General features: G+C 69.7%; 24 protein-coding genes. 17 read left to right on the forward strand and 7 right to left on the reverse strand.

All coding sequences use genetic code 11. The features are described from left to right. Positions 1-123: 123 nt before the first annotated feature. The 4 genes from JWS13_RS39705 to JWS13_RS39720 all read right to left on the reverse strand — a co-directional run bounded on the left by JWS13_RS39705 (position 124) and on the right by JWS13_RS39720 (position 5,966). The gene (locus tag JWS13_RS39705) at positions 124-2,223 is read right to left on the reverse strand and encodes a RecQ family ATP-dependent DNA helicase (RefSeq protein ID WP_206010707.1); all 2,100 of its coding nucleotides are present in this window, start codon (positions 2,221-2,223) and stop codon (positions 124-126) included. Positions 2,224-2,279: 56 nt separating this feature from the next. Beyond that, positions 2,280-3,146, reverse strand: a complete 867-nt coding sequence (locus tag JWS13_RS39710; protein ID WP_206010708.1) for a ribokinase — start codon at positions 3,144-3,146, stop codon at positions 2,280-2,282. A 9-nt stretch (positions 3,147-3,155) separates the two neighbouring features. Beyond that, complete coding sequence (locus tag JWS13_RS39715) at positions 3,156-4,622, reverse strand: MFS transporter (RefSeq protein ID WP_124391215.1); 1,467 nt, start codon at positions 4,620-4,622, stop codon at positions 3,156-3,158. Positions 4,623-4,865: 243 nt separating this feature from the next. Next, positions 4,866-5,966 (reverse strand): NADH:flavin oxidoreductase/NADH oxidase, encoded by a 1,101-nt coding sequence (locus JWS13_RS39720; protein WP_206010709.1) that lies wholly within the window; start codon positions 5,964-5,966, stop codon positions 4,866-4,868. A 112-nt stretch (positions 5,967-6,078) separates the two neighbouring features. Here JWS13_RS39720 and JWS13_RS39725 point away from each other — a divergent pair, with 112 nt between their 5' ends. The 12 genes from JWS13_RS39725 (at position 6,079) to JWS13_RS39780 (ending at position 17,161) form a co-directional block, all read left to right on the forward strand. Continuing rightward, positions 6,079-7,359: a glutamate-5-semialdehyde dehydrogenase gene (locus JWS13_RS39725; RefSeq protein WP_160102515.1), complete on the forward strand. Its 1,281-nt coding sequence runs from the start codon at positions 6,079-6,081 to the stop codon at positions 7,357-7,359. Positions 7,360-7,403: 44 nt separating this feature from the next. Then, on the forward strand, positions 7,404-8,285 hold the full coding sequence (locus tag JWS13_RS39730) for an AAA family ATPase (protein ID WP_072946578.1): 882 nt from the start codon (positions 7,404-7,406) through the stop codon (positions 8,283-8,285). 10 nt (positions 8,286-8,295) lie between these two features. Next, positions 8,296-9,756: a vWA domain-containing protein gene (locus tag JWS13_RS39735; RefSeq protein WP_206010710.1), complete on the forward strand. Its 1,461-nt coding sequence runs from the start codon at positions 8,296-8,298 to the stop codon at positions 9,754-9,756. A gap of 19 nt (positions 9,757-9,775) precedes the next feature. Further along, positions 9,776-10,471: a nicotinate-nucleotide adenylyltransferase gene (nadD, locus tag JWS13_RS39740; RefSeq protein ID WP_124391220.1), complete on the forward strand. Its 696-nt coding sequence runs from the start codon at positions 9,776-9,778 to the stop codon at positions 10,469-10,471. A 34-nt stretch (positions 10,472-10,505) separates the two neighbouring features. Continuing rightward, complete coding sequence (rsfS, locus tag JWS13_RS39745) at positions 10,506-10,952, forward strand: ribosome silencing factor (protein WP_087559520.1); 447 nt, start codon at positions 10,506-10,508, stop codon at positions 10,950-10,952. Continuing rightward, a complete protein-coding gene (locus JWS13_RS39750) occupies positions 10,949-11,608 on the forward strand; it encodes a histidine phosphatase family protein (RefSeq protein ID WP_124391222.1) in 660 nt (219 codons plus the stop codon). The genes rsfS and JWS13_RS39750 overlap by 4 nt, the downstream gene beginning before the upstream one ends. Beyond that, positions 11,595-12,392 (forward strand): diglucosylglycerate octanoyltransferase, encoded by a 798-nt coding sequence (gene octT, locus JWS13_RS39755; RefSeq protein WP_206010711.1) that lies wholly within the window; start codon positions 11,595-11,597, stop codon positions 12,390-12,392. The genes JWS13_RS39750 and octT overlap by 14 nt, the downstream gene beginning before the upstream one ends. A 4-nt stretch (positions 12,393-12,396) precedes the next feature. Next, positions 12,397-13,263 carry a DegV family protein gene (locus tag JWS13_RS39760; RefSeq protein ID WP_160102511.1) on the forward strand — a complete coding sequence of 289 codons (867 nt, stop codon included), beginning with the start codon at positions 12,397-12,399 and terminating at the stop codon, positions 13,261-13,263. 69 nt (positions 13,264-13,332) lie between these two features. Continuing rightward, the gene (locus JWS13_RS39765) at positions 13,333-14,196 is read left to right on the forward strand and encodes a ComEA family DNA-binding protein (RefSeq protein WP_206010712.1); all 864 of its coding nucleotides are present in this window, start codon (positions 13,333-13,335) and stop codon (positions 14,194-14,196) included. Then, complete coding sequence (locus JWS13_RS39770; protein ID WP_206010713.1) at positions 14,196-15,755, forward strand: ComEC/Rec2 family competence protein; 1,560 nt, start codon at positions 14,196-14,198, stop codon at positions 15,753-15,755. The genes JWS13_RS39765 and JWS13_RS39770 overlap by 1 nt, the downstream gene beginning before the upstream one ends. 52 nt (positions 15,756-15,807) lie before the next feature. After that, positions 15,808-16,773, forward strand: a complete 966-nt coding sequence (locus JWS13_RS39775; RefSeq protein ID WP_206010714.1) for a TIGR03557 family F420-dependent LLM class oxidoreductase — start codon at positions 15,808-15,810, stop codon at positions 16,771-16,773. A gap of 217 nt (positions 16,774-16,990) precedes the next feature. Further along, positions 16,991-17,161, forward strand: a complete 171-nt coding sequence (locus JWS13_RS39780; RefSeq protein WP_179220305.1) for a hypothetical protein — start codon at positions 16,991-16,993, stop codon at positions 17,159-17,161. Positions 17,162-17,167: 6 nt separating this feature from the next. On the opposite strand, the gene JWS13_RS39785 is transcribed toward JWS13_RS39780, so the two are convergent. Then, entirely contained in the window at positions 17,168-17,896 is a 729-nt protein-coding gene (locus JWS13_RS39785; RefSeq protein ID WP_206010715.1) for an ANTAR domain-containing protein, read from the reverse strand. A 132-nt stretch (positions 17,897-18,028) separates the two neighbouring features. On the opposite strand from JWS13_RS39785, the gene JWS13_RS39790 reads away from it, so the two are divergent. Then, positions 18,029-19,579, forward strand: a complete 1,551-nt coding sequence (locus JWS13_RS39790; RefSeq protein WP_206010716.1) for a carboxylesterase/lipase family protein — start codon at positions 18,029-18,031, stop codon at positions 19,577-19,579. A gap of 48 nt (positions 19,580-19,627) precedes the next feature. Next, positions 19,628-20,737, forward strand: coding sequence for a carboxylate-amine ligase (locus tag JWS13_RS39795; protein WP_087559530.1), 1,110 nt, complete (start codon positions 19,628-19,630; stop codon positions 20,735-20,737). Here the strand turns inward: JWS13_RS39795 and JWS13_RS39800 are convergent. Continuing rightward, positions 20,730-21,479, reverse strand: coding sequence for a hypothetical protein (locus tag JWS13_RS39800; RefSeq protein WP_206010717.1), 750 nt, complete (start codon positions 21,477-21,479; stop codon positions 20,730-20,732). The two genes, JWS13_RS39795 and JWS13_RS39800, sit on opposite strands and share 8 nt — an antisense overlap. A 117-nt stretch (positions 21,480-21,596) precedes the next feature. On the opposite strand from JWS13_RS39800, the gene holA reads away from it, so the two are divergent. Next, positions 21,597-22,574 (forward strand): DNA polymerase III subunit delta, encoded by a 978-nt coding sequence (gene holA, locus JWS13_RS39805; RefSeq protein ID WP_087559613.1) that lies wholly within the window; start codon positions 21,597-21,599, stop codon positions 22,572-22,574. A 91-nt stretch (positions 22,575-22,665) separates the two neighbouring features. Here holA and rpsT read toward each other — a convergent pair whose 3' ends face one another. Beyond that, on the reverse strand, positions 22,666-22,926 hold the full coding sequence (rpsT, locus tag JWS13_RS39810; protein WP_012688238.1) for a 30S ribosomal protein S20: 261 nt from the start codon (positions 22,924-22,926) through the stop codon (positions 22,666-22,668). A gap of 305 nt (positions 22,927-23,231) precedes the next feature. Here rpsT and JWS13_RS39815 point away from each other — a divergent pair, with 305 nt between their 5' ends. Together JWS13_RS39815 and JWS13_RS39820 are read left to right on the forward strand one after the other, a co-directional pair. Beyond that, positions 23,232-24,872, forward strand: a complete 1,641-nt coding sequence (locus JWS13_RS39815; RefSeq protein WP_206010718.1) for a circularly permuted type 2 ATP-grasp protein — start codon at positions 23,232-23,234, stop codon at positions 24,870-24,872. Then, positions 24,872-25,843, forward strand: a complete 972-nt coding sequence (locus JWS13_RS39820; RefSeq protein ID WP_072946595.1) for an alpha-E domain-containing protein — start codon at positions 24,872-24,874, stop codon at positions 25,841-25,843. The genes JWS13_RS39815 and JWS13_RS39820 overlap by 1 nt, the downstream gene beginning before the upstream one ends. Positions 25,844-25,849: the final 6 nt, after the last annotated feature.

Raw genomic sequence — 25,849 nt, forward strand, 5'->3', positions numbered from 1 at the left:
TTCGATTTCACGTGCCTCGCGAAATTGGACAGTTCAGGCGGCAGGGCTTTGCAGGTGAGACGTGCAAAGTGATGCTGATCACATTATGTAACTTTTGGGTGAACCGCAAGCGACACACTCCACCTATTTGAGACTCGCGAGCGCGAAGGGGAGGACTGACGCGGCACCCGCCGCGCGGACCGTCCGGGCGGCCATCGTGAGGGTCCAGCCGGTGTCGGTGAGGGTGTCGACGAGCAGAACCGGTCCGGTGCCCTCGGGAACGCCCGGGGCCTCCCAGGCGTCGACGAGCCCGGCCACCCGGTAGGCGGAGTTGGCCGCGGACACCGGCGGATGCTCAGGGCGCAGCCGCAGAACTCCCAGGTCGGTGAGGCGTCCCACAGTGGCGAGTTGCCCCGCGATCGACGCCGACAGCAGCGGGTGGGTGGCTGATTCGACCGCCATCACGGCCGTGGGCCGCTCGGCCCAGTCCCAGGACGCCAGCACCTGGATGCAGGCCTTCAGGACGGCGTCGGGCGCCGGTCCGTCCGGGTCGTCGAGCAGGGAGCGCAGGCGCTGACCCCAGCCCAGATCGGACAGCCGGCCCAGCACGCGACCCGGCTCGGGACCATCGGAGATCTTCCCGGACAGCTTCACGCCGAGCTTCGCGAGGCCCGTGGGCCACTGTTTGCGGGGCGCCAGATCCACGCCTGGGCGCTCGAGGCGCGCTCTGGTCTGTTGCACCGCCTCGGCGTCGACAGTCGCGTCGTGGCGCTCTCCGGTGCAGTTGTCGCACCGGCCGCAGTCCGACGTGCCCGCCGCCAGACCCGGGTCGTCGAGCTGCTCGCGCAGGAACGCCATCCGGCACGTGGTGATCCGCTGGTACTCGATCATCGCCTGCTGCTCGGATTCGCGGGCCCGCTCGAGACGCTCGTACCGGTCGGCGTCGTACGTCCACGGCTCCCCGGTGCCCACCCAGCCGCCCCGCACCCGGCGCACCGCGCCGTCCACGTCCAGGACCTTCAGCACCATCTCCAGCCGGGTGCGGCCGAGCTCCACGAGTGGCTCGAGCGCCTGCGTGGACTGCGGCCGGTCGGTGTCGAGGACCTCGATCACCCGGCGCACCACGTGCTCGCGGGGGAACGCGACGGACGCGAAATAGCTCCAGATCTGCTTGTCCTCGGATCCGGGCAGCAGGATCACCTCGGCGCGGTCGGTGGACCGGCCCGCACGCCCCACCTGCTGGTAGTAGGAGATCGGCGACGACGGCGCACCGAGGTGCACGACGAACCCCAGGTCGGGCTTGTCGAACCCCATCCCGAGCGCGGACGTGGCCACCAGCGCCTTCACGCGGTTGCCGAGCAGGTCCTGCTCGAGGGTCTCGCGCTCGCCGGCATCGGTCTGCCCGGTGTATGCGGCGACCGTGTGCCCCCGCTCGGACAACAGGCTCGCCAGATCCCGGGCCGCCGACACGGTGAGCGCGTAGATGATGCCCGAGCCGGGCAGGCTGTCGAGCTTCTGGGCGAGCCACGCGGCACGGGCGGTGGCCTCCGGAATCTGCACGACCGACAGGTGCAGCGACTCGCGCTCGAGGCCGCCGCGCAGCACGAGGGTTTCCGCGCCGCCCACCCCGAGCTGTGTGGAGACGTCGGAGACGACGCGGTCGTTCGCCGTGGCCGTGGTGGCCAGCACGGGGATGCCCTCGCCCAGCTCGGCGATCAGCGTGCGGATCCGCCGGTAGTCGGGACGGAAGTCGTGACCCCAGTCCGACACGCAGTGCGCCTCGTCGACCACGACGAGGCCGGCGTCGGCGGCGAGGGAGGGCAGGACCTGGTCGCGGAAGTCGGGGTTGTTGAGACGCTCGGGGCTGACCAGCAGCACGTCGAGTTCGTTGTCCGCGACCCGTGCGTGGATGTCGTCCCACTCGGTGACGTTCCCGGAGTTGATGGTGGCGGCGCGCACACCGGCGCGCTCGGCGGAGGCCACCTGGTTCCGCATCAGCGCCAGGAGCGGCGACACGATGACCGTGGGACCGTGCCCGTGTGCCCGCAGCAGCTTCGCCGCGATGAAGTAGACCGCCGACTTGCCCCAGCCCGTCCGCTGCACGACCAGCGCCCGTCTGCGGCCCACGACGAGCGCCTCGATCGCCGTCCACTGGTCGCCGCGGAGGGTGGCGTGCTCGCCCGCCAGCTCGCGGAGCAGCCGTTCGGCCTCGTCACGGAGTGCGGGTTCGGTGGCGGTCGTCATGCCCCCATGGTGCACGACCGGGGTGACACGGACGGTCCGGGCGAGCGCCTGGGTGCTCAGCCGGGAAGTGCCGCCTCGATCTCGGCGAGGGTGGGTGAGGACGTGGAGGCGCCGCGGCGGGTGGTCGCGAGTGCGCCCGCCGTGCACGCGAACGGGACGGCGGTAACGGGGCCGCCGCGCCACGACACGCTGAGGGCGCCCGCGAAGGCGTCGCCCGCGCCGGTCGTGTCGACCACCTCGACCGCCGGGGAGTCCGCGTGGAGCACGGTGCCGTCGCGGCCCGCGTAGTCCGCACCCGACGACCCCAGCGTGGTGACGACGTGGGCGACGGCGCCGGTGACCTCGGCGCCGAGTTGCGCGGCCTCGGTCTGGTTCACCAGCAGCACGTCGATCAGCTCCACGAGCTCAGGCGGAAGTGGCTGCGCCGGTGACGGATTCACCATCACGACGGTGCCGTGGGCCGCGGCGTGCGCCGCCGCGGCCACCACGGTGCCCAGAGGTATCTCGAGTTGGCAGAGCAGGACGTCGGCGTCCGCTATCGCCGCGAGTTCGGCGGGCGTCAGGTCCACCACGGTGCTGTTGGCGCCCGGGATCACGACGATGCTGTTCTCGCCGGCGGCGTCGACGGTGATCGCCGCGATCCCGCTCGGCCCGTCGACCTCCCGCAGATACCGGGTGTCGACCTCGGCGTCGACGAGGGCCTGCCGCAGGTCGAGGGCGAACACGTCGGAGCCGACCGCCCCGATGAACGTCACGGCCCCGCCCGCCCGTGCCGCGGCGATCGCCTGGTTGGCGCCCTTGCCGCCGGGAGTGGCGGCGAAGGCGCTGCCCAGGATCGTCTCCCCGGGCCCGGGCAACCGCTCGGTCGCCGTCAGTAGATCCATGTTGACGCTGCCGACCACGGCGACCCTGGGAGCGGACATATCCCGAGACTAGCCCGCGTCGGCGGCCGCCGTCTCCTGTGCGGACGCGGCGGAGGCCTCGCTCTTGCGGCGGAGACGCTTCAGGATGCGCCGCGCCTCGGCGTCCGTGGACACGGCGGGCGGCGAGCCCTCGAGGGGCTTGCGGGCGGTCTCCGAGATGAGCAGCACCGCGATCCCGCCGACGACCGCCGCACCCATCATGTACATCGGCGCGACGAGGTCGCTGCCCGTCGCATCCTGCAGCGCCGTGAGCACCAGGGGAGTGGTGCCACCGAAGATCGACACTGCGAGGTTGTATCCGATCGCCAGGCCGCCGTAGCGGATCCCGGTCGGGAACAGTGCGGGAAGCACGGACGGGAACACGCCGACGAACAGCAGCAGCAGGCCGCCGAGGATCGCGAGGCCGAGGAAGACGGTGAAGTAGTGGCCGACCCCGATCAGCAGGTACGCCGGCAGTGACAACGCGAAGAACCCCACGAAACCGGCCAGCAGCAAGGGTTTACGACCGACCCGGTCGGACAGCTTTCCGACGAAGCTGATCGCCACCATCATGATGAGCATCACGATGATCATGAGGACGAGACCGTGTGATTCGTCGTAGCCGAGCGTGTTCGACAGGTACGTCGGCATGTAACTGAGCAGACCGTAGTGCGCGATGTTGTAGGTGGCGACCAGGATCACGCACAGCACCAGTGGACGCCAGTTCTCCACCAGCGTCTCGCGCAGTTTGCGTCCCGTGGATTCGTCTGCGAGCGAACGCTCTTCGGCCTGCTCCATCTGCTGGAATGCGGGCGTCTCCTCGAGCCGCAACCGCAGGTAAAGGCCGATCAGGCCCAGCGGACCGGCGAGCAGGAACGGAATCCGCCACGCCCAGTCGACCAGGGCGTCGGCGCTCACCACAGTGCTGATGATGGTGACCAGTCCCGCGGCCGCCACATACCCGGCGAGGGTGCCGAATTCGAGGAAGCTCGCGAAGAACCCGCGGCGCTTGTCCGGTGCGTACTCGGCGACGAACGTGCTGGCGCCGCCGTACTCGCCGCCCGTGGAGAATCCCTGCACGAGCCGGAACAGCACCAGCAGGATCGGTGCGGCGAGCCCGATGGATCCGTAACTCGGGATCAGGCCGATGGCGAACGTGCTGCCCGCCATCAGGATGATCGTGGTGGCGAGCACCTTCTTGCGACCGATCCGGTCGCCGAGCGGACCGAAGAACAGACCACCGAGGGGGCGGACGACGAAGGCCGCGGCGAAGATCGCGAACGTCGACAGCAGCTGTGCGGTGCCGCTGGCCTCGGGAAAGAAGACTTTGCCGATCGTGGTCGCCAGGTAGGCGTACACGCCGAAGTCGAACCACTCCATGGCGTTACCGAGCATGGTGGCCTTGACGGCGCGTTTGACGGAGGCTTCGTCGGTGACCGTGACATCAGGTGATTCGGCCACCTCGGCCGACGTGATCGAGTGATCTGGTGCATTCATGTCTTGCGCTCCCCAGCGCAGTTATCACCCGCACGGGGCACGTACCTGATGCACGCATCTTTTCGTCGCCCGCACGGCGATTGCTGGTCGGGTTCGGCAACCCACGGCCCTTCGGCGCGATGCGGCCCCCGCCGATCGGCTCTGGCTCGAGGGTAGGTCCCGCTCCACCGTCCGGGGAGCGGGACTACCAGCTGTAAGAGCGATTACCGTAGCAAAGGATATGGGGGCTTGTCGGCCCGAGACTCAGAACGCGCGGGCGTACTGCGCCGGAATCTGCGGTGTCACCTGGGCATTCAATGTGCGTGCCGCTTTTCGCGGCCAGTACGGGTCCCGGAGCAGTTCCCGTCCGAGGAACACGGCGACGGCCTCTCCCGACTCCACGATCTGCTCGGCCTGCTCCGGCTCGGTGATGAGCCCGACCGCGGCGGCGGGAAGCAGGGTCTCGTTCTGGATGCGGCGGGCGAACGGAACCTGGTAGCCGGGACCGACCGGGATCCGCGCGGACGCGACGCCGCCGCTGGAGACGTCGACGAGGTCCACGCCCAGGTCGGCGAGCGCCTGCACGAGGGCGACGGTCTGGTCCGGCGTCCAGCTGTCCGCGTCGAGCCCGGGCTCCTCGGACAACCAGTCGGTGGCCGAGACCCGCACGAAGACCGGCAGTTCGGCCGGCCACACGCCGCGCACCGCCTCGACGACCTCCAGCAGGAGACGGATGCGGCCCGCGAAGCTGCCGCCGTACTCGTCGGTGCGGTGATTGCTGACCGGGGAGAGGAACTGGTGCAGCAGATAGCCGTGTGCCGCATGGATTTCCACCACCTTGAAGCCTGCGCGCGACGCCCGCTCGGCGGCGGCGGCGAAATCCGCGACCACCTTCCGGATGTCCTCTGCCGTCGCCGCCGCCGGCGGGGTGCGGTCGCCGAAACCGATCGCGCTCGGCGCCACCGTCCGCCACGACAACCGATCGTCGTCGTCGAGGCTCCTTCCGCCGCGCCACGGGACGTGCGCAGACCCCTTGCGCCCGGCGTGCCCGAGCTGGATGCCGGGTACCGCGCCGTAGTCCTCGAGCTGCGCGTTGATCTGCGCGAAGGCCTCGGTCTGGGTGTCGTTCCAGATGCCGAGGTCGGCGGGGCTGATGCGGCCCTCCGGGCTGACGGCCGTCGCCTCGGTGAGGATCAGGCCCGCACCGCCGATGGCCCGCGTCACGAGGTGCGTCCGGTGCCAGTCGTTGGGCACCCCCACGTCGCTGCCGGTCACGTCGGCCGAGTACTGGCACATCGGCGCCATCCACACTCGATTGGGGACGGTGATTCCGCGGAAGGTGATGGGTTCGAACAACACGCTCACTGCAGCACTCCTACCTCTGATGGTCTCGACCAGTCGCAACCTGCACGGGGGATGAAATCATTCCCGCCTTCCCGCTCCGCGGGGGATCCAGCCCTGTATATAGGCTGTCTTCATGACTGCAGTGACTTCCACCTCGTCGGCCGGTGCCACGGTGGATACCCGTGAAGCCGTCCACGCAGCGGCCCGTCGCGCCCGCACCGCGTCGCGGGTCCTCGCGCTGCTCACCACCGCGCAGAAGGATGCGGCGCTCCACGCGGCGGCCGACGCCGTGCTCGCCGCCTCCACCGACATCCTCGCCGCCAACGCCGCCGACATCGAGGCAGCCAGGGCGTCGGGCACCGAGGACTCCCTGCTAGACCGGCTGCGGCTGACGGCGGAACGGATCGAGGGCATCGCGTCCGGCCTGCGCCAGGTGGCCGGTCTGCCCGACCCGGTCGGTGAGGTGGTGCGCGGGTCCACGCTCCCCAACGGTCTCGAACTGCGTCAGCTGCGGGTTCCGCTCGGCGTGGTGGGCATGGTGTACGAGGCTCGGCCCAACGTCACCGTCGACGCGTTCGGGCTGGCCCTGAAGTCGGGCAACGCGGCCCTGCTGCGCGGGTCCTCGTCCGCGGCGAAGTCGAATGCGGCGCTGGTCGTGGCACTGCGGGCGGCACTGGCCGCGCAGCAGTTGCCGGAAGACGCGGTGCAGTTACTGCCGAGCGAGGACCGCTCCAGCGTGACGCACCTGATCCAGGCCCGCGGGCTGGTGGACGTCGTGATTCCCCGCGGCGGGGCCGGACTGATCAGCGCTGTGGTGCGCGACGCGACCGTTCCGACGATCGAGACGGGCGTCGGTAACTGCCACGTCTACGTCCACGCGGCGGCCGACCTGGAGATGGCCGAACGGATCCTGCTCAATTCCAAGACGCGGCGGCCGAGTGTCTGCAACACCGCGGAGACCGTGCTGGTCGACGCCGCGATCGCCGAGACGGCGGTGCCGAAGCTGCTGCAGGCCCTGCAGATGCACAGTGTGACCGTGCACGGGGACCTGCCCGGGCTGGTGCCCGCGACGGAGTCGGACTGGTCCGAGGAGTACCTCACGCTCGACGTGGCTCTCAAGGTCGTCGACGACCTGAACGCCGCGGTCGAGCACATCGACCGCTACGGCACCGGCCACACCGAGGCCATCGTGACGTCCGACCTCGCGGCCGCCCGCGAGTTCACCGCCCGGGTCGACGCCGCCGCCGTCATGGTCAACGCCTCCACCGCCTTCACCGACGGTGAGCAGTTCGGATTCGGCGCCGAGATCGGGATCTCCACGCAGAAACTGCACGCCCGCGGCCCGATGGGGCTGCCCGAACTGACCTCCACCAAGTGGATCGTGTGGGGAGACGGGCACACCCGCCCGGTGTAGACCCCCGCCGGACTCTTCCTCAAGCCCCTCTGAAAGGAGCGAGCGTGGACCGCGCACTGCCCACCACGAAGCCGTTCTTCGCCAGCGTCGACGACGTCATCGCTCGGCTCGCCGAAACCGGTTACCTGTCCGACAAGGGCACCGCGACCGCGGTGTTCCTCGCCGACCGGCTCGGAAAGCCCCTGCTCATCGAGGGTCCCGCCGGAGTCGGCAAGACCGAACTCGCCCGCGCCGTCGCCGAGACCACCGGCGCCGAACTGGTGCGGTTGCAGTGCTACGAGGGCGTCGACGAGGCCCGCGCCCTGTACGAGTGGAATCACGCGAAGCAGATCCTGCGCATCCAGGCGGGCAGCGACCACAGCTGGGACGCCACCAAGGCGGACGTCTTCTCCGAGGAGTTCCTGCTGTCGCGGCCGCTGCTGACCGCCATCCGGCGCGAAGACCCGACGGTGCTGCTGATCGACGAGACCGACAAGGCCGACGTCGAGATCGAGGGCCTGCTCCTCGAGGTACTCAGCGATTTCGCGGTCACCGTCCCCGAACTGGGCACCATCACCGCCACGCGCAAGCCGTTCGTCGTCCTCACCTCGAACGCCACCCGCGAACTGTCGGAGGCGCTCAAGCGCCGCTGCCTGTTCCTGCATCTCGACTTCCCCGACGCCGAACTCGAGCGGAGGATCCTCGCGAGCCGGGTGCCGGAACTACCCGAGGCGGTGGCCGAGCAGCTGGTCAAGACGATCCGTGTGCTGCGCGGCATGCAGCTGAAGAAGCTGCCGTCGGTGGCCGAGACCATCGACTGGGGTCGCACGCTGCTGGCGCTCGGGCTCGACACCCTCGACGACGACGCCGTGCGCGCCACGCTGGGTGTGGTTCTCAAACACCAATCCGACCAGCTGCGGGCCGCTGCCGAGCTGCGACTGAACTGAAGGACTCCCCATGGCTGCTGGTGGTCCCCTCGCGTCCCGGTCGAAGCCGGGCGGTCCCGCGGCGCCACACGGGCTGCCGGGGCATCTCGTCGACTTCGTCGAAGCGCTACGGCGGCGCGGGATCACGGTCGGACCGTCCGAGACGGTCGACGCCGGACAGGTGATGTCGGTCCTCGACCTGCTGGACCGCGAATCCCTGCGGGAGGGCCTGGCGTGCGCGTTGCTGCGGCGGCCCACCCACCGGCCCACCTTCGACGCGTTGTTCGAACTCTGGTTCCCGGCGGCGGTCGGGAACCGGGCGGCCGGGGCGATCGACACGAGCCTGCCGCGGAACGCGAAGGGTGACATCGACTACGAGGCGCTGCGCGAGCTGATCGTCGACCTCCTCACCGACGGGTCGCCGGAGGCGATCAAGCTCACCGAGTTGCTGACCGCGCAGATGGTCGAGGAACTGGGGCAGTACCAGTCGGCGAACGGCCCGTCGTTCTCCGCCTACCAGGCGCTGCGGGACGTCGCACCGGAAACCCTGCTGAAGAAGATCCTCGACGGACTCCTCGGCAATCAGCAGGACACCGGGGCCCGGACGACGGAGAGCTACGAATCCGAGGTGGCCAAGCGCACCGCCGCCCAGCGGATCGCCGACTTCCGCAAGATGATCGAGAAGGAGACACGGCGCCGGTCGGCCGAGAACCTCGGCAAGGAGCGGGTGGCGTCGTACGGCGTCCCCCGACTGGCCGAGGAAGTCGACTTCCTGCGCGCCTCGGACGCCGAGCTGACCGCGCTGAAACGCAACGTCACCCCGCTGGCCAGGCTGCTCGCCAGCCGGCTGGCCGTGCGACGCAGCAGGGCGAGTGCCGGTTCGATCGACCTGCGCCGGACCCTGCGCAAGTCGATGTCCACCGGCGGCGTGCCCATCGACCTCGTCCAGCGCAAACCCCGGCGGGCGCGCCCCGAACTCGTCGTGATGTGCGACGTGTCGGGTTCGGTCGCGGGATTCAGCCACTTCACGCTGCTGCTCGTCCACGCGCTGCGCGAACAGTTCTCCCGGGTGCGGGTGTTCGCGTTCATCGACACCACCGACGAGGTCACCCGCTTCTTCGACGCGGGAGCCGACCTCGGCAGCGCCATGTCGCGGATGATCCGGGAAGCCGACCTGGTCGGCTACGACGGGCACTCCGACTACGGCAACGCGTTCGGGGTGTTCGCCGAGCGGTTCACCCAGAGCATCACGTCCCGCACATCCCTGCTGGTGCTCGGCGACGGTCGCAACAACTACCGCGACCCGAACCTGGAGGCACTGGCCCGACTCGTGTCGGTGGCGAAGCACGCGCACTGGCTCAACCCCGAGCCCCGCGGACAGTGGGGATCGGGCGACTCGGCGGCCAAGGTGTACAACGAGGTCATCAGCATGCACGAATGCCGATCCGCTCAGCAGCTGGCGTCGGTGGTCGCCGGATTGCTGCCGGTATGAACACGTAAGCTCGACACTCGTGGAACAGGGAGCAACGGGCGCGCGTCGGCGCCGCCTGGGAGTCATGGGCGGCACCTTCGACCCCATTCATCACGGTCACCTGGTGGCCGCCAGCGAGGTGGCCGACCGATTCAGCCTCGACGAGGTGGTCTTCGTACCCACCGGCAGGCCGTGGCAGAAGCAGGGCAAGGGCGTCAGCCCGGCCGAGGACCGGTACCTGATGACGGTCATCGCCACCGCGTCGAACCCGCGGTTCTCGGTCAGCCGGGTGGACGTCGACCGCGAGAAGGTCACCTACACCGTCGACACCCTGCGGGATCTGCGCAGCTACCACCCGAACGCCGAGCTGTACTTCATTACCGGTGCGGACGCCCTGGCGAGTATCCTGTCCTGGCAGGACTGGGAGGAACTGTTCTCGCTGGCGAAGTTCGTCGGGGTGTCGCGTCCGGGATTCGATCTCAACACCGAACATCTGGCCGGGCACCTGGATGCGTTGCCGGAGGACGCGGTCACGCTGATCGAGATCCCGGCTCTGGCGATCTCCTCGACGGAATGTCGGCGGCGCGCCAGTCGCCATCGTCCTGTGTGGTACCTCGTGCCGGACGGTGTGGTCCAGTACATCTCCAAACGGAACCTGTACCGGCCACCGGACTCCGAGCGCCTCGACGGCGCGACGACGATGTCCGAACCGGCCCCGGACAAGACCAAGAGTTAGACAGCACTTTCCGAACGAACTGGGAGAACATCGCGTGAGCGCAACGACCGAAGCCATCGAGATGGCACGCATCGCGGCAGTGGCTGCCGACGAGAAGCTGGCCTCCGATGTGGTGGTGCTCGATGTTTCAGAGCAGCTGGTCATCACCGACTGCTTCGTCATCGCCTCCGCCCCCAACGAGCGCCAGGTGAACGCGATCGTCGAGAACATCGAGGATCGGCTGCGTGAGGCAGGTCACAAGCCGGTGCGGCGCGAGGGCACCCGCGAAGGCCGTTGGGCACTGCTCGATTTCGTGGACGTCGTCATCCACGTCCAGCACAACGAGGAACGCAACTTCTACGCCCTCGACCGGCTGTGGAAGGACTGCCCGGCCGTGCCGGTGGAGGGTATCGGCCAGCACGGCCCGGCCGGCGCGAACGGTGCGGGCGCCCCCGAGGCTGCCGGTGCGGGCGCCGCAGAGACTGGGGAGTCCGAGCTGTGACGGATGCTCCCCGTGCCCCGCGGCGGCTGATACTGCTCCGCCACGGACAGACCGAGTACAACGCCGACAACCGCATGCAGGGCCAGCTCGACACCGAACTGTCGGAGCTGGGGCGGTCGCAGGCGCGCGCCGCCGCCACCGCGCTCGTCGGTCGCCGACCGATCTCCATCGTGTCCTCCGATCTGCGGCGGGCCTACGACACCGCCGTGGAGGTCGGCGACAACGCCGGACTGCCGGTGCAGATCGACGAACGCCTCCGTGAGACGCATCTCGGCGACTGGCAGGGGCTCACCCACCTCGACGTCGACGCGCGCGCACCCGGCGCCCGCGCCGCATGGCGCGGGGACGCGACGTGGGCACCGCCCGGCGGCGAGAGCCGCATCGACGTCGCCCGCCGCAGCAAGCCGGTGGTCGCGGAACTGGTCGAGAAGCACGAGGACTGGGCCGAGAAGCCGGTGGTCCTGGTTGCTCACGGCGGATTGATCGCCGCGCTGACCGCCGCTCTGCTGGATCTGCCCGTCGACCGCTGGCCGGTGCTGGGCGGGCTGGGCAACACCAGCTGGGTGCAGCTGAGTGCGTACGGGAACCCCGATTCGCTCAGCTGGCGGCTCGACGTGTGGAACGCTTCCGCGAGTGTGGCCAGTGACGTCCTCTGAGATGGATGCCGGTTCCGGGGAACGCCCCGTCCTGCTCGTGCTCGCCGACTCGCTGTCGTACTACGGACCCAAGGGCGGTCTCCCGTCCGACCACCCCGATATCTGGCCCAATATCGTTGCCCGCCAACTCGGCTGGGATGTCGAGCTGGTGGCGCGGATCGGCTGGACCAGTCGCGACGTGTGGTGGGCGCTGACCCAGGACCCACGGGTGTGGTCCGCGGTTCCCCGCGCCGGCGCCGTGGTGTTCGCCGTCGGCGGCATGGATTCGCTGCCGTCCCCGCTCCCGACGGCGTTGCGGGAGCAATTGCGCTACGTCCGCCCGCCTGCGCTGCGACGCGTCGTGCGGAGCGGCTACCAGTGGCTTCAGCCCCGGCTCGCCCCGCTGGGGTGGCCGGTGGCGTTGCCGCCGCGGCTGAGTGTCGAATACCTGGAGAGCTCACGGGCGGCGCTCGAGTACATGCGCCCCGAATTGCCGGTCATCGGAACCCTGCCGTCGGTGCACCGCAGCGAGGCCTACGGCAAGGTCCACGCGGGTCGTCCCGATGCCGTCGCGGCCATCACCACGTGGTCGGAGGAGAAGAACGTGCCCCTCGTCGACCTCGCGGAGGCGGTGCGCGCCAACGTCTTCAGTGATCGGGGCAACCCGGACGGCATCCACTGGGGCTGGGACGGACACACCGAGGTGGCCGCGGCGATGCTGACCGCGATCCGCGCGGCGGCCGTCGTGCCGGACTCCGCCGAGGGCGCGGTTCCGGCCGACCCCGTGTCGAGCGGAGCCGAGTAGTCCGATGCCCGTCGTCGTCGTCACCGATTCTTCGGCATCGATCCTGCCCGAACACCTCGAGCAGTACGGGATCCGGGTGGTCCCGCTCCACGTCCTCAGCGGCGGCCGGGACTACCGGGAGGGAATCGACGAGGTCCCCGAGGATCTCGCCGGCGTCACCACGTCGGGCGCATCGCCCAGCGAGCTGTCCGAGGCCTACGCCGAAGCGCTGGAACTGAGTGAGGGTGCAGGCGTTCTCGCGGTGCACATCTCGCGGCAGCTGTCCGGCACGTGGGAGGCGGGCCGTCAGGCGGCGCAGGAGTTCGACGGCCGCGTGCGGATCGTCGACTCCCAGTCCGCCGGAATGGGATTGGGGTACCCGGTCCTCGAGGCGGCGCGGGCCGCGAAAGACGGTGCGAACCTCGAGGCGGTGTATCGGCGGGCGGTCGACGTCGCGAGCCGCGGGCGCTGCCTGATCGTCGTCGACCGGCTCGACCAGCTGCGCCGCGGAGGGCGGATCGGCACCGCCGCCGCACTGCTCGGCACCGCACTGGCGATGAAGCCGGTGCTGCATCTCGTGGACGGCAGACTGGTGCTGAAGGAGAAGACGCGGACCTCGACCAAGGCCATGGCCAGGATGGTCGACGCCGCGGTGGAGCAGGCCGGTCTGGACAGAACGGCCGTCGCTGTGCATCACATGCACGCCCGGCAGCGCGCCGAGGCGGTGGCGCAGCAACTGAAGGACCGGATCCCGCAGGTCAGCGATCTCGTCGTCACCGATTTCAGCTCGGTGATCGGTGCCCACGTCGGGGCAGGCGCCATCGGCATCGTGCTGTGCCCGGAACCCGCACTGCAGGACGAAAACCACGATTCATCCACAACTTCGCGCTGATCCACAGGCCGATTCGAATGTCGGGTCGGCGCGGCGATCCTGGGGGCGCGGCACTCTAACGTCGCGTCCATGGGCATCAGGGAAGAACGTTCGAGGGGCCGGACCCGGCTCGCGTTCCTGACGTCGGGGGAACGCGACGTGCTGCCGCCCGACACTCCGGCGGCGCCGGACTGGCTGGCCGAGCCGGATGAGGCCGGCCTCGACGGCGACGAGACGTGGTCCGCCGCCCGGCGCCGAGTCGGCTTCTCGCTGCCCGACCGGTGGCGGGACGCACGATTCGACCCCGGGCGGTACGGGGCGATCGTGCTGATCGTGGTGGGAATCGTCGTCGCCACGGCCACCGTGCTAGCGGTGCGCAGCGATCGGCCGGCGACGCAGGCCGTTCCGTCACTGCCCGCAGCGGGTGTTCATTCCCTGAATCCGGCGCCGGAACCGACAACTCTTGCCGCCGCGGCGCCTGCACCCGCACCGGCGGAGGAGATCGTCGTGAGCGTGGTGGGGCTCGTGACCTCGGCAGGCCTCGTCCGGCTGCCACCGGGCGCCCGGGTTGCGGACGCGCTTGCCGCCGCCGGGGGAGTGCGCGCCGGTGGTGACACCCTCGGATTAAATCTGGCGCAACGACTTTCGGACGGCGATCAGGTGCTCGTGGGCGCCGCGACCACCCAGGCGCCACCGAGTGCGGTGGGCGGCACCTCCACGGGATCGCCAGGAACCGCGGGTGCGGGGACCCCTGCGGCCGGTGGACTGGTGAACCTCAACACGGCGACGGAGACGGAACTCGACGCGCTTCCCGGTGTCGGACCCGTCACGGCGGCTGCGATCGTGGCGTGGCGCACGACGAACGGCAAGTTCACCGACATCGCCCAACTGGGGGAGGTGGACGGGATCGGGCCGGTGCGGCTGGAGAAGCTGCGCGCCCAGGTCACCCTCTGATGCCCGAGAGCGAGCCGCGGCTCCTCGACCTCCGGCTGCTCCCGTTCGCCGGGATCTGCTGGGCGGCAACGCTGATCGGCATCCTCGGAGGCTCCCGCGCGGCATGGATGCTCCTGGCGACCCTGTCCGGGACGGCCGTCCTTCTCGCCGCCGGCTGCGCGCTGCGGTCTCCGCGGCGATGGACGGCCGGAACGCTCGCGCTACTGCTGTTCGGATCGTGCTGCACTGCAGGGGTGGCCTGGCGGGTTCAGGCCGTGGAACAGCACCCGATGACCGAACTCGCCCGGAACGAGACGTGGGTGACGCTCGTCGTCACCCCGGTCGACGACCCCCGGGAGATCGCCGGCTTCGGACGGCACGTCCTCGTGAACGCGAACGTCGTCGAGATCCGCCGCGCCGGTGAGACGATCCACGCGGGCGGTGCGGTGGTCCTCCTCGCCCCGGCGGACGGATGGCTCGGGCTCCTGCCGGGGCAGGACGTGCTGCTGCGCGGGCAGCTGAGCCCACCGCGGCACCGGGACCTGAGTCTGGCGACGGTCCGGGTGTCCGGACCGCCGGCGGAGGTCGGTCCCGCGCCTGTGCACCAGCGGTGGGCCGGAGCCCTGCGCACCCGGTTCGCCGCGGCCGCCGCCGTCCTGCCCGCCGACGAGGCCGGACTGCTGCCGGGGCTGGTGGTGGGCGACACCTCGGCGCTGTCCCGGGAGGTGAAGGACGACTTCACCGCGACCGGACTGACACATCTCACGGCGGTGTCGGGGGCGAACGTCAGCATCCTGCTGGGTGCGGTGCTGCTCCTGGTCCGAGGGATGGGGCTGGGTCCGCGGGCAGGCGCGGTGCTGGCCGCCGCCGCACTGATTGCGTTCGTGGTGGTCGCGCGACCGTCACCCAGCGTGCTGCGTGCCGCCGCGATGGGCTCGGTCGCCCTGCTGGCGCTCGTCACGGGACGGCGGAAACAGGCGATGCCCGCGCTGGCGGCGGGCGTGATGGCCCTGTTGGTGTGGGCGCCGGAGCTGGCGGTGAACTTCGGTTTCGTTCTCTCCGCGACGGCCACCGCCGGGTTGATCGTGATCGCGCCCGTGTGGGTCGACGCGCTGGTGGACCGCGGGTGGCCACGGGCGGTGGCGGAAGCGGTGGGGGTGTCCGTCGCCGCGTTCGCCGTGACGGCGCCGATCGTGGCCGCGATGGCAGGCACCGTGAGCCTGGTGTCGATCTGCGCGAACATCCTGGTGGCACCCGTGATCGGAGTGATCACCGTGACGGGCGCGATCACCGCGCTGATCGCCGGCATCAGCGTGCCCGTTGCGGAAGTGGTGGTGCGCCTGACCCAGTGGCCGCTGTGGTGGCTGGTGACCGTGGCCGAGCGGGGCGCGCGGATCCCCGGTGCTTCCGTTCCGGTGCCCTCGGGGCCCGCCGGTGCGGTCCTCGTCCTCGGTGCCGTGCTGGCGATAGGTGCGGCGCTGCGCAGCCGCGGAACCCGGCTGGTACTGGTGGGAATCGCGATCGGGGTGCTGGTGCTGTGGGCGCCGATCTGGCCGCCGTGGCTGGGGCGCCTTGTGTGAATGTGCCCGAATCCGGGAAACCGTCGCAGAACGCGAGGGAAGGGACGACGACATGCAGGTGGGGTTCAAGCTGATGGCCGAGACGTTCGATCCGCGGGAGATCGTGCGGCAGGCGGTGGAGGCCGAGCGGGCCGGCTTCGACTTCGTCGAGGTGAGCGATCACTACCACCCCTGGCTCTACAGTCACGGTCACTCGGGATTCGTGTGGTCGATGCTCGCTGCCGCCGCGGCGCGGACCGAGCGGATCGGTCTCGCCACCGGTGTCACCTGCCCGTTCGTTCGGTACCACCCCGCGATCGTCGCGCAGGCCGCGGCCACGACCGCCGTCCTCAGCGACGGCCGGTTCACTCTGGGCCTCGGCTCGGGGGAACGGCTGAACGAACATGTCGTGGGCGGTGGCTGGCCGTCGGTGACCGTCCGGCACCAGATGTTGCGTGAGGCGATCGACATCATCCGCCTGCTGTGGTCGGGCGGCTACCACTCCTACGAGGGCAGGCACCTCACTCTCGACGACGCACGCGTCTTCGATCTCCCCGATGTGCCCCCGGCGATCGCGGTCGCGGCGGGCGGCGCGCAGGCCGCCGACATCGCCGCGGAACTCGGTGACGGACTCTTCGCGACCGAACCCGACCCGGATCTGGTGCAGGCCTACACCGCGGCCGGTGGGTCGGGCCCGAAATACGGGGAAGTGCCCCTCGCGTGGGCGCCCGACGAGGAATCCGCAGTCGAGTCGGCGCACCGATTGTTCCGGTTCGGGTTGACCGGATGGAAGGTTCAGGCGGAACTGCCGAATCCGATCAACTTCGAGGCCGCGTCGTCGTCGGTCCGCACCGAGGACGTCCGGGATGCGATGGCGTGCGGGCCGGACGTCCGGCGGCACCTCGAGGTGGCGGGCCCGTTCGTCGATGCCGGGTTCGATCGTCTGGCGCTGATCAACGCGGGACCGGACGTGGACGGGTTCTTCGCGTTCTTCGCCGACGAGCTGAGCGAGCCGCTGCGGGCGCTGACGCCGGCGTGACACCCGTTGCAGTGCAGCCACTTTCGTGACCAGCTTCCGTTGAAGGATGGGTGAGAGGGCGGCCGGCGGCGCGCTCTCCGGACCGGGGAGGGGCGATTTCTGTATCGTTTCGAATTCGATTCCCGATGTGCGTATGAGACACCCGAACACCGACTACCATCCGGTGGCAGATGTCGAGGGCGAACGGTCTTGGAACACACCCGCGTTGGAGGGCGAGATGTCGGAATCGGAGCGGACGGATCTCGACGTGGACGACGAACTCGACGCCGGACAGGTGTGGAGAGCGCAGCGGGTCGTCGCTGCTCAGTCACTCGACGCCGAAGACTGCCGCATGTTGCTGTCCATGCTCGGTATCGCGGGTAACCCCGATTCGCCGGGGCCGGACTGACAGCGGTCAGGTCAACTTCCGGTGATGGTGCGCGACGATTTCCTGTGCCACCGTCGCCAGTTTGATGTTCATCTCCTGTGAGGTGGTGCGGAGAATTTCCATCGCCTGGGTCTCGGGAATGTTGTGGAACGCCATCAGCAGCCCCACTGCCTTGCCGATTTCACGGTTGCTCACGAGGCCGGCCCGCAGCGTCTCGGCCTCGAGGTGCTCGTGCACCGCCGCCAGTGCCACCGCCGCGAACGACGCGAGCATGATGCCCTGCTCGACCGACGTGGTGTTCAGGGCTCCCGGCGTGTCGGAGAACAGATCGAGCGCGCCGACCTTGCGTCCCAGGATGACGAGGCGGAAGCCGGCCGCCCCGCGCACCGGTGTCTCGGCCAGCACCCGCCGCGAGAGCCGCGGCCATTGCGACGACGTGGACAGGTCCGTGTCGAACTGGGGGGTGTCGCTGACGATGGCGTCGACGCACGGACCCTCGTTCTCGATGCGCTCGAACTCGTCGACGCGGGCGGCGACGTCGTCGCTGGCCGCCACCGTCACATAGCCGGACCCCTGCCGGAGCATCAGGCTCGCGTGCTGACAGCCCTCGACGAGTAGCGGCGCGGCATCGCAGATGGCTTGGTGGACCTGCCCGAAATCCTGGCCCGCGTAGAGAAGGTCGGCGAGTGTCGCGAACGTCACGGCAGACTTGCCGACAGCCTGCGAGCGCGTCGTATCGGGCACTGTGTCTCGCATCGGTTCCTCCAGCGTGCGGGCATGGGCCCGCTCACTGATTCAGTCTGCCAGAGCGGGCGGTCGTCGCCGCTCCGAGCCGGAAGAATTCGCGAACGGACTCCGGGTGCGGCCGGCCCGGGTGAAGATGGCCTCATGGTTTCGCACACCGAGAACCCACTCGTGTCCGTCGACCAGGGCATGCTGCGAGGCGTCCACGCGGGCGGCGTTCTGTCGTGGAAGGGCATTCCCTACGCGGCGCCGCCGGTCGGCGAGTGGCGGCTTCGCGCGCCGCGCGCGCCCGAGCCTTTCGACGGGGTGCGCGACTGTTCCCGGTTCGGTCCGATCGCACCGCAGAACGAGCACGGGCCGCTGCCCATCGATCCCGGTCTGAGCATCGACGAGGACTGCCTCACCCTGAACGTCTTCGCGCCGGCGGCGGATGCGGGGCAACCACGGCCGGTGATGGTGTGGATCCACGGCGGGGCCTATTACCTGGGTTCGTCCGGGCAGCGCATGTTCGATCCGGCTCGGCTGGTCGAGCGCGGCGGCGTCGTGGTCGTGACGTTCAACTATCGGCTCGGTGCGCTGGGGTTCCTGGACTTCTCCGCGTTCTCGACCGGCGAGCACCCGTTCGACACGAACCTCGGCCTGCGCGATCAGATCGCGGCCCTGACCTGGGTCCGGGACCATATCGCGGCGTTCGGCGGCGACCCGGCCGACGTCACCCTGTTCGGGGAGTCCGCCGGCGGCGGTTCGGTCACCACGCTGATGACGTCGCCGCAGGCGGAGGGGCTGTTCCATCGCGCGATCGCCGAGAGTTCGCCTGCGACGTCCGTGTACGGCAGTGCGCGAGCCGAGAGCATCGCCGAGTCGTTCCTCGAACTGCTCGACATCGCGCCCGCCGACGCGGGCCGTCTCCGCGACCTGTCCGTCGACGTGCTGACGAAGGCGTGCATCGAACTCGTCCAGCAGGTACCCGCGCGGGTCCCCGGGACCCTGGCGGTTGCCCCGACCGTCGACGGGGACGTGGTCCCGCACTACCCGGTGGCGGCGTTCCGCAAAGGCCTCGCGCATCGAATTCCGCTGCTGATCGGGACGAACAAGGACGAGGCGTCGATGTTCCGGCTGATGAAATCGCCCCTGATGCCGATCACCCCGGACGCCGTCCATCAGATGTTCGTGGCGATCGCCGCCGACCATCCGGACCTTCCCGCCGACGAGGAGCAGGAGGTGGCCGCGGCGTATGCCGACTACCCGAAGAAACGCTCGGCGATGGAGATCTCGCGGGACGCCGCGTTCCGGATGCCGACGCTGTGGATCGCGGAGGCACACAGCCGGGTCGCGCCCACCTGGCTGTACCGCTTCGACTACGCCACGCCCTTCCTGCGCGCCGCACGGATCGGTGCCACTCACGGCACCGAGGTGCCCTACGTCTTCGGCAACTTCGGCGTCGTCCCGCACGACCCCACGTTCAAGCTCGGTGGGCACCGCACCGCCGGTCATTTGTCGGAGCGGATCCAGCGCCGGTGGCTGTCGTTCGCGACCGACGGCACCCCCGACGGGACCGATGCGGAGGTCGACTGGCCGCGGTACGACGAGGCGGACCGCACGACGCTGCTGATCGGCCGCTCCGACGCGGTCGTCGACGATCCGGACCGGGAACTCCGCCGGGCGTGGGGTGAGGAAGTCATCGGCTTCACCTGAGCGGCGGCGCCCGGTTTCGGCTCCGCGGAACTCGGGGATACCTGCTGAATGAGCGCTGCAGCAACGGAATCGGATCGCGACCTCAGTGTGGGGGTCGAGGAGGAGTTCTTCCTCGTCGACGAGTCCGGTCACCTCGCCTCCGGCGGACCCGACGTGGTCGCTGAGGCCGGCCACGACATTCACGGGCTCCAGCGTGAGCTTGCCCGGTGCCAGATCGAGACGGCGACGGGCGTGTGCCACACCGGGGAGGAACTGCACGAGGAGTTGCGCAGCCTGCGACGCCGGCTGGTGAAGGCCGCCGCGGGCCGCGACCTGCTGCTGGTGCCCAGCGGAACCTCCCTGATCGCCGAGGGATTGCCCCCGGCGATCACCCCGAGCCCGCGGTACGAGGAGATGGCCCGCCACTTCGGGTCGATCGTGGACACGGTGACCACGTGCGGCTGTCACGTGCACGTGAGCATCCCGAGCCGCGACGTGGGTGTGCTGGTGAGCAACCAGGTGCGCAGCTGGCTCCCGGTGCTCCTCGCGCTCGCCGCGAACTCGCCGTTCCACAGCGGACACGACACCGGATACCACAGCTGGCGGCACATCATGTGGTCGCGGTGGCCGTCGGCGGGACCGCCGCCGCACTTCGATTCCGCGGACGAGTACGAGTCGTCGGTCGGTGCCATGATCGGGACCGGCGCTGCCATGGACCGGGGAATGATCTACTGGCACGTCCGGCTCTCCGACAAGCAGCCGACCATCGAGGTCCGGATCGCGGACGTCGCCATGACCGCGGCGCACGCGGCGCTCTACGCGGTGGTGGTGAAGGGTCTCGTCGGGTGGGCGCTGCGCTCGATCAGGGACGGCCACTCCGTGCCGTGGCTGCGGGTCGAGTTGCTGCGGGCGCAGTTGTGGCGTGCGGCCCGGGACGGACTCGACGGGGAATGCACGAGCCCGGCGACCGATCGGTCCCTGCCGATCCGCAGGCACCTGGAGTTGCTGAACGAGTGCGTGGCCCCGGGACTCGGCGCGAGCGACCGGGCCTTCCTCGAATCGGGCCTCGACACCGTGTTGCGGGACGGCACTGGCGCCGAGCGGCAACGGGCCGAGTTCGCGCGCGTCGGCACCCTGGCGGCGGTCGTCGATCTGCTGACCCGCGAAGTGATCAGCTGAGCGGTGGTGGCGGGGTCAGCTCGGTGAGACCGGCCGCGGTGGTGGAGCCGAGATAGCCGGGGTGCAGGAGCCCGGTGGATCCGGGTCCCGCGAGCAGCGCGCCTGCGCTGGAATCCGGTCCGGTGCGCAGCGGACCGGGGTCGTCGATCAGCGCCTCAACGGTCGCGGGGTCGGCAAGGCTGAGATCGATGCGCTGCCTCTCGGGTTGATACACGGCGAGGACGACCGGTTCGGGATAGTGGGCCGCGGTCCGGCGCATCACCTGGAATGCGGGATCGGTGCCCAATGCGAGCACGGTGACATTCGCGAACGACGCGAGGCGGTCGGTGACCGCGCGGCCGGAGTCGCTGCGCCACGTGCGCCCGTACAGGCTGAGCGCATCGGACAGGTGACGCTGGTCGGTGTCGGCTCGCGGGCTGCCGCCCGCCGGGTCGAGGAGCGACCGCCACTGATGTTCGTAGACGCCGCACGCGGTCTCGAAGTCGTCGTCGGCGCCGTTCGCCGTGCCCATTCCGAGGACCGGCTCGAGGGCGGATCGGCCACCGGCGAACACGGCTTCGGCGTGCCCCGAGACCGAGCAGCGGGCCACCAGTTGCACCGACCACCGCAGAAGCAGCCCGTCGCGGCAGGTGTAGCGGAAACTCAGTTCGTACCGTTGCCCTGCCGCGCGGTCGTCGTCGAGGTCGATCGTGTGCGCGAAGTCCTCGCGGGTGATGCCGTCCACCTCGGATTCCGCGGTCATATCATCGAGTGTCCACCGCCGACGCCCTCGCTGCGCGGGGATCGGCGGTGTTCGGCGTGCTGGGCCCGGCTCCGGGGTGTCGGCGGACGTGTCCGCCCCACGTGGCACGATCTTCGCGTGAGCACTCCAACTCAGCTCGAACAGCTCCATCTCGTCCTCGGTGACGAGGAGTTCCTCGTCGAACGCGCGGTCGCACACGTCGTCGGCCAGGTTCGCGCGAGCGCGAACGTGGCCGCAGGCGCGGACCTTCCCGTCAACCGGTTGCGGGCGGGCGACGCCGGGGCGGCCGAACTCGCCGAACTGCTCAGCCCCTCCCTGTTCGCCGAAGACCGCGTGGTGGTGCTCGAGGCCGCCGCCGAGGCGGGCAAGGATGCGGTGGCACTGGTCCTCGACGCCGCGGGCGACCCCCCTCCGGGCGTCGTCCTGGTCGTTCTGCACTCGGGCGGTGGACGTGCGAAAGCGATGACCGGGGCGCTGGAGAAGCTCGGGGCCGTGGTGCACCCGTGCGCCAAACTGAAGTCCGGCGAGCTCATCGGATTCATCCGCGGCGAGTTCCGGACCCTCGGGGTCCGGGTGTCGCCGGACGTGGTGCAGAGCGTGTTCGAGGGAGTCGGCTCGAACCTGCGTGAACTGGCCGCCGCGTGCTCGCAGCTCACGGCGGACACCGGCGGAAAGATCGACGTCGCCGCCGTCCAGCGGTACTACTCGGGCAAGGCCGAGGTGAGCGGATTCGACGTGGCCGACAAGGCCGTCGCCGGCGACACCGCGGGTGCGATCGAGGCGCTGCGCTGGGCGATGCTGCGGGGCGTGCCCCATGTGCTGCTCGCCGACGCACTGGCCGACGCGGTGCACTCGATCGCCCGGGTCGCCCCGGCCGGGCGCGGCGACCCGTTCCGGATGGCGTCGGAACTGGGCATGCCGCCCTGGAAGATCAAGAAGGCGCAGGCCCTCGCGAAGGGGTGGACACCGACGTCGGTGGGGGAGGCGCTGCGGATCGTCGCCGCCTTGAACGCCGACGTCAAGGGCGCAGCGGCCGACGCGGACTACGCCGTCGAGAGTGCCGTGGGACGCGTCTCCCGGCTACGCCAGATCTGACTGACAGCGCCACAAAGGGGACGGAGACACGACAACAGCCGCTCGATCCGAGGATCGAGCGGCTGTTGGAGAGCCTACGACGGAAGAACCGTCAGATCTTGTTGACAGCCTGCGCGAGAGCAGACTTCTTGTTGGCAGCCTGGTTGGCGTGGATGACGCCCTTGCTGGCTGCCTTGTCGAGCTTGCGGCTGGTGGCGACGAGGAGCTCGTTGGCCTTGTCCTTGTCACCGGCCGCCGCAGCCTCGCGGAACGAGCGGATCGCCGTGCGCAGCGAGGACTTCACCGACTGGTTACGGAGTCGGGCCGCCTCGTTGGTACGGATCCGCTTCACCTGGGACTTGATGTTGGCCACGCGTAAAATCCTGTCGTCTTAAGCTGGTTACGGTCGAGAAAGCTCTGGGCGCACACATATGCACCGACAGGCGAGATTACCAGTGATCGGTGTCCGATCTCAAACCGGCGCCGGACGCGCCGACAAATCCTGCGGCTGTGCTGCTGAACGGGGGTACATGTAGCAGCATGTCTGGGATGACGCCCCCAGCATCGAAGTCGTCAACAATAACGAAGTCGTCGGCAACCTCGAAAGCCCCCGGCCGAAAATCGGGGGGCAGCACACAGGCGGGTGCGAAGGCTGCGGGAACCCCGCCGCGGACGCGGGTGACCGCCCGGCCGCGCAAGCCCGCGGAACCCGCCCACGTGTTCGACGGATACACCGACATCGGGCGCTACGGGCTGGCGTTCGACGAGATGTTCGACCGCGACGGCACCGTCCGCCCGCCCTACAAAGGGGTCTTCAAGGCGCTCGAGCCCGCGGACCGGGCCGACCTCGCCGCCCGATCCGACGCACTGGGCAGGGCGTTCATCGACCAGGGTGTGACGTTCTCGCTGTCCGGTCAGGAGCGGCCCTTCCCCCTCGACCTGGTGCCCCGCGTCATCGCGGCGGCGGAGTGGACGCGTCTCGAGAAGGGCATCAAGCAGCGGGTGCAGGCGCTCGAGATGTTCCTCGACGACGTGTACGGGGAGCAGCGCATCCTGCGCGACCACGTGCTGCCGAAGCGGTTGGTCACCTCGTGCGAGCACTTCCACCGGGAGGCGTCGGGGATCGTCCCGCCGAACGGGGTGCGGATCCACGTCGCCGGAATCGACCTCGTCCGCGACGAGAACGGGGTGTTCCGCGTGCTCGAGGACAACCTGCGGTCGCCGTCGGGAGTGTCCTACGTCATGGAGAACCGCCGCACGATGGCGCGCGTGTTCCCCGACCTGTTCATGTCGCACCGCGTGCGGTCCGTCGGGGACTACGCCTCGCACCTCCTGCGGGCGCTGCGCGCGTCCGCCGCCCTCAACGAGGCCGACCCGACCGTCGTCGTCCTGACCCCGGGTGTCGCGAACTCCGCGTACTTCGAGCATTCGCTGCTCGCGCGCCAGATGGGTGTCGAACTCGTCGAGGGCCGCGACCTGTTCTGCCGCGACAACATGGTCTACATGCGCACGACCGAGGGCGAACGCCAGGTCGACGTCATCTACCGGCGCATCGACGACGACTACCTCGATCCCATGCACTTCCGGCCGGACTCCGTGCTCGGGGTGGCGGGCGTGCTGAACGCGGCCCGCGCGGGCAACGTCGTGATCTCGAGTGCCGTCGGGAACGGGGTCGGCGACGACAAGCTCGTCTACACCTACGTCCCGCAGATCATCGACTACTACCTCGGGGAGAAGCCGCTGCTCGCGAACGTCGACACGTTCCGCTGCTGGCTCGACGAGGAATGCGAGGAGGTGCTGGACCGGGTCGACGAACTGGTGATCAAGCCGGTGGAGGGTTCCGGTGGCTACGGCATCGTCTTCGGCCCCGACGCGTCACCGAAGGAGCTGAACACGATCACGAGGAAGATCAAGGCCGACCCCCGCGGGTGGATCGCGCAGCCCGTCGTCCAGCTGTCCACAGTGCCCACCAAGGTCGGGGACGAACTGGTTCCCCGGCACGTCGACCTACGTCCCTTCGCCGTGAACGACGGCGAGGACGTCTGGGTGCTGCCGGGCGGCCTGACCCGCGTGGCCCTGCCCGAGGGATCTCTCGTCGTGAATTCCAGCCAGGGCGGCGGCAGCAAGGACACGTGGGTGCTCGCGAGCAGGAGCTCCGACGAGGAGCGGGAACTGGCGGGTGAGGAGCTGGTGGCCGAACCGGCGCAGTCCGCCGAGGCCGAGCAGGGACCCGAACTCAGCACGACCCAACTGCAGCAGCAACAACAGCAACAGCAACAGCACGGCCGGCAGCAACAGGACCACGGAGGTGATCGCTGATGCTGGCCAGGAACGCCGAATCGCTGTACTGGATCGGCCGGTACGTCGAGCGGGCCGACGACATGGCCCGCATTCTCGACGTCGCCGTGCACCAGCTCCTCGACGACGCGTCGGTGGACCCGGACCGCACGTCCCGGTTGCTGCTGCGGGTGCTCGGCATCGAGGCACCCGACACCGAACTCGACGTCCGGTCGGTGACCGAACTGGTGGCGTTCAGCCGCAATCAGGTGGGCTCGATCATCGATTCGCTCGCGAGCGCCCGAGAGAACGCGCGCGGTGCCCGCGAGGTCACGTCCAGCGAGATGTGGGAGTGCCTCAACACCACATACAACGGCCTCGCCGAACGGGAGCGCGCGTCCAAGCGACTCGGCCCGCACGAGTTCTTCCGGTACGTGGAGGAACGCGCGGCGATGTTCGCGGGTCTGGCCGACTCGACGATGAGCCGCGACGACGGGTACCGATTCCTGCTGCTCGGCCGCTCGATCGAACGCGTCGACATGCTCGCTCGGATGCTGCTGTCCCGCGCCGGCGACCGCCCGTCCTCGCCGGCCTGGGTAACAGTGCTGCGCTCCGCGGGAGCCCACGACACGTATCTGCGCACGTACCGCGGCGCGCTGGACGCCAACCGGGTGGTCGAGTTCATCCTGCTGGACCGGCTGTTCCCGCGGTCGGTGTTCCATGCCATCCGGCAGGCGGAGTTGTGCCTCGCCGAACTCGACCACCAGCCGGACAGCCGCGTCGGGCCTCGCGCGGAGGCGCAGCGCCTGCTCGGCAGGGCGCGGAGCGAACTCGAGTTCCTGCCGCCCGGCGTGCTCCTCGAGGATCTCCAGGATCGGCTCGCGGGACTGCAGGAAACCTGCCGCGAGCTCGGAGAAGCCATCGCGCTGCAGTATTTTCACGCCGCGCCGTGGGTGGCGTGGACCGATGCACGGGCCGTCGGCGGCGAGTCCGTCGTGGAGGGAGAGCTGTGAGCTGGC

This window comes from Rhodococcus pseudokoreensis, from assembly GCF_017068395.1.
Taxonomy (GTDB): Bacteria; Actinomycetota; Actinomycetes; order Mycobacteriales; family Mycobacteriaceae; genus Rhodococcus_F; species Rhodococcus_F pseudokoreensis.

Coding starts and splice junctions, on each gene's coding strand:
- JWS13_RS39705 (WP_206010707.1), bottom strand. CDS start 2,223: ATGACGACCGCCACCGAACCCGCACTCCGTGACGAGGCCGAACGGCTG.
- JWS13_RS39710 (WP_206010708.1), bottom strand. CDS start 3,146: ATGTCCGCTCCCAGGGTCGCCGTGGTCGGCAGCGTCAACATGGATCTA.
- JWS13_RS39715 (WP_124391215.1), bottom strand. CDS start 4,622: ATGAATGCACCAGATCACTCGATCACGTCGGCCGAGGTGGCCGAATCA.
- JWS13_RS39725 (WP_160102515.1), top strand. CDS start 6,079: ATGACTGCAGTGACTTCCACCTCGTCGGCCGGTGCCACGGTGGATACC.
- JWS13_RS39735 (WP_206010710.1), top strand. CDS start 8,296: ATGGCTGCTGGTGGTCCCCTCGCGTCCCGGTCGAAGCCGGGCGGTCCC.
- JWS13_RS39760 (WP_160102511.1), top strand. CDS start 12,397: ATGCCCGTCGTCGTCGTCACCGATTCTTCGGCATCGATCCTGCCCGAA.
- JWS13_RS39765 (WP_206010712.1), top strand. CDS start 13,333: ATGGGCATCAGGGAAGAACGTTCGAGGGGCCGGACCCGGCTCGCGTTC.
- JWS13_RS39770 (WP_206010713.1), top strand. CDS start 14,196: ATGCCCGAGAGCGAGCCGCGGCTCCTCGACCTCCGGCTGCTCCCGTTC.
- JWS13_RS39775 (WP_206010714.1), top strand. CDS start 15,808: ATGCAGGTGGGGTTCAAGCTGATGGCCGAGACGTTCGATCCGCGGGAG.
- JWS13_RS39780 (WP_179220305.1), top strand. CDS start 16,991: ATGTCGGAATCGGAGCGGACGGATCTCGACGTGGACGACGAACTCGAC.
- JWS13_RS39785 (WP_206010715.1), bottom strand. CDS start 17,896: ATGCGAGACACAGTGCCCGATACGACGCGCTCGCAGGCTGTCGGCAAG.
- JWS13_RS39790 (WP_206010716.1), top strand. CDS start 18,029: ATGGTTTCGCACACCGAGAACCCACTCGTGTCCGTCGACCAGGGCATG.
- JWS13_RS39795 (WP_087559530.1), top strand. CDS start 19,628: ATGAGCGCTGCAGCAACGGAATCGGATCGCGACCTCAGTGTGGGGGTC.
- JWS13_RS39800 (WP_206010717.1), bottom strand. CDS start 21,479: ATGACCGCGGAATCCGAGGTGGACGGCATCACCCGCGAGGACTTCGCG.
- JWS13_RS39820 (WP_072946595.1), top strand. CDS start 24,872: ATGCTGGCCAGGAACGCCGAATCGCTGTACTGGATCGGCCGGTACGTC.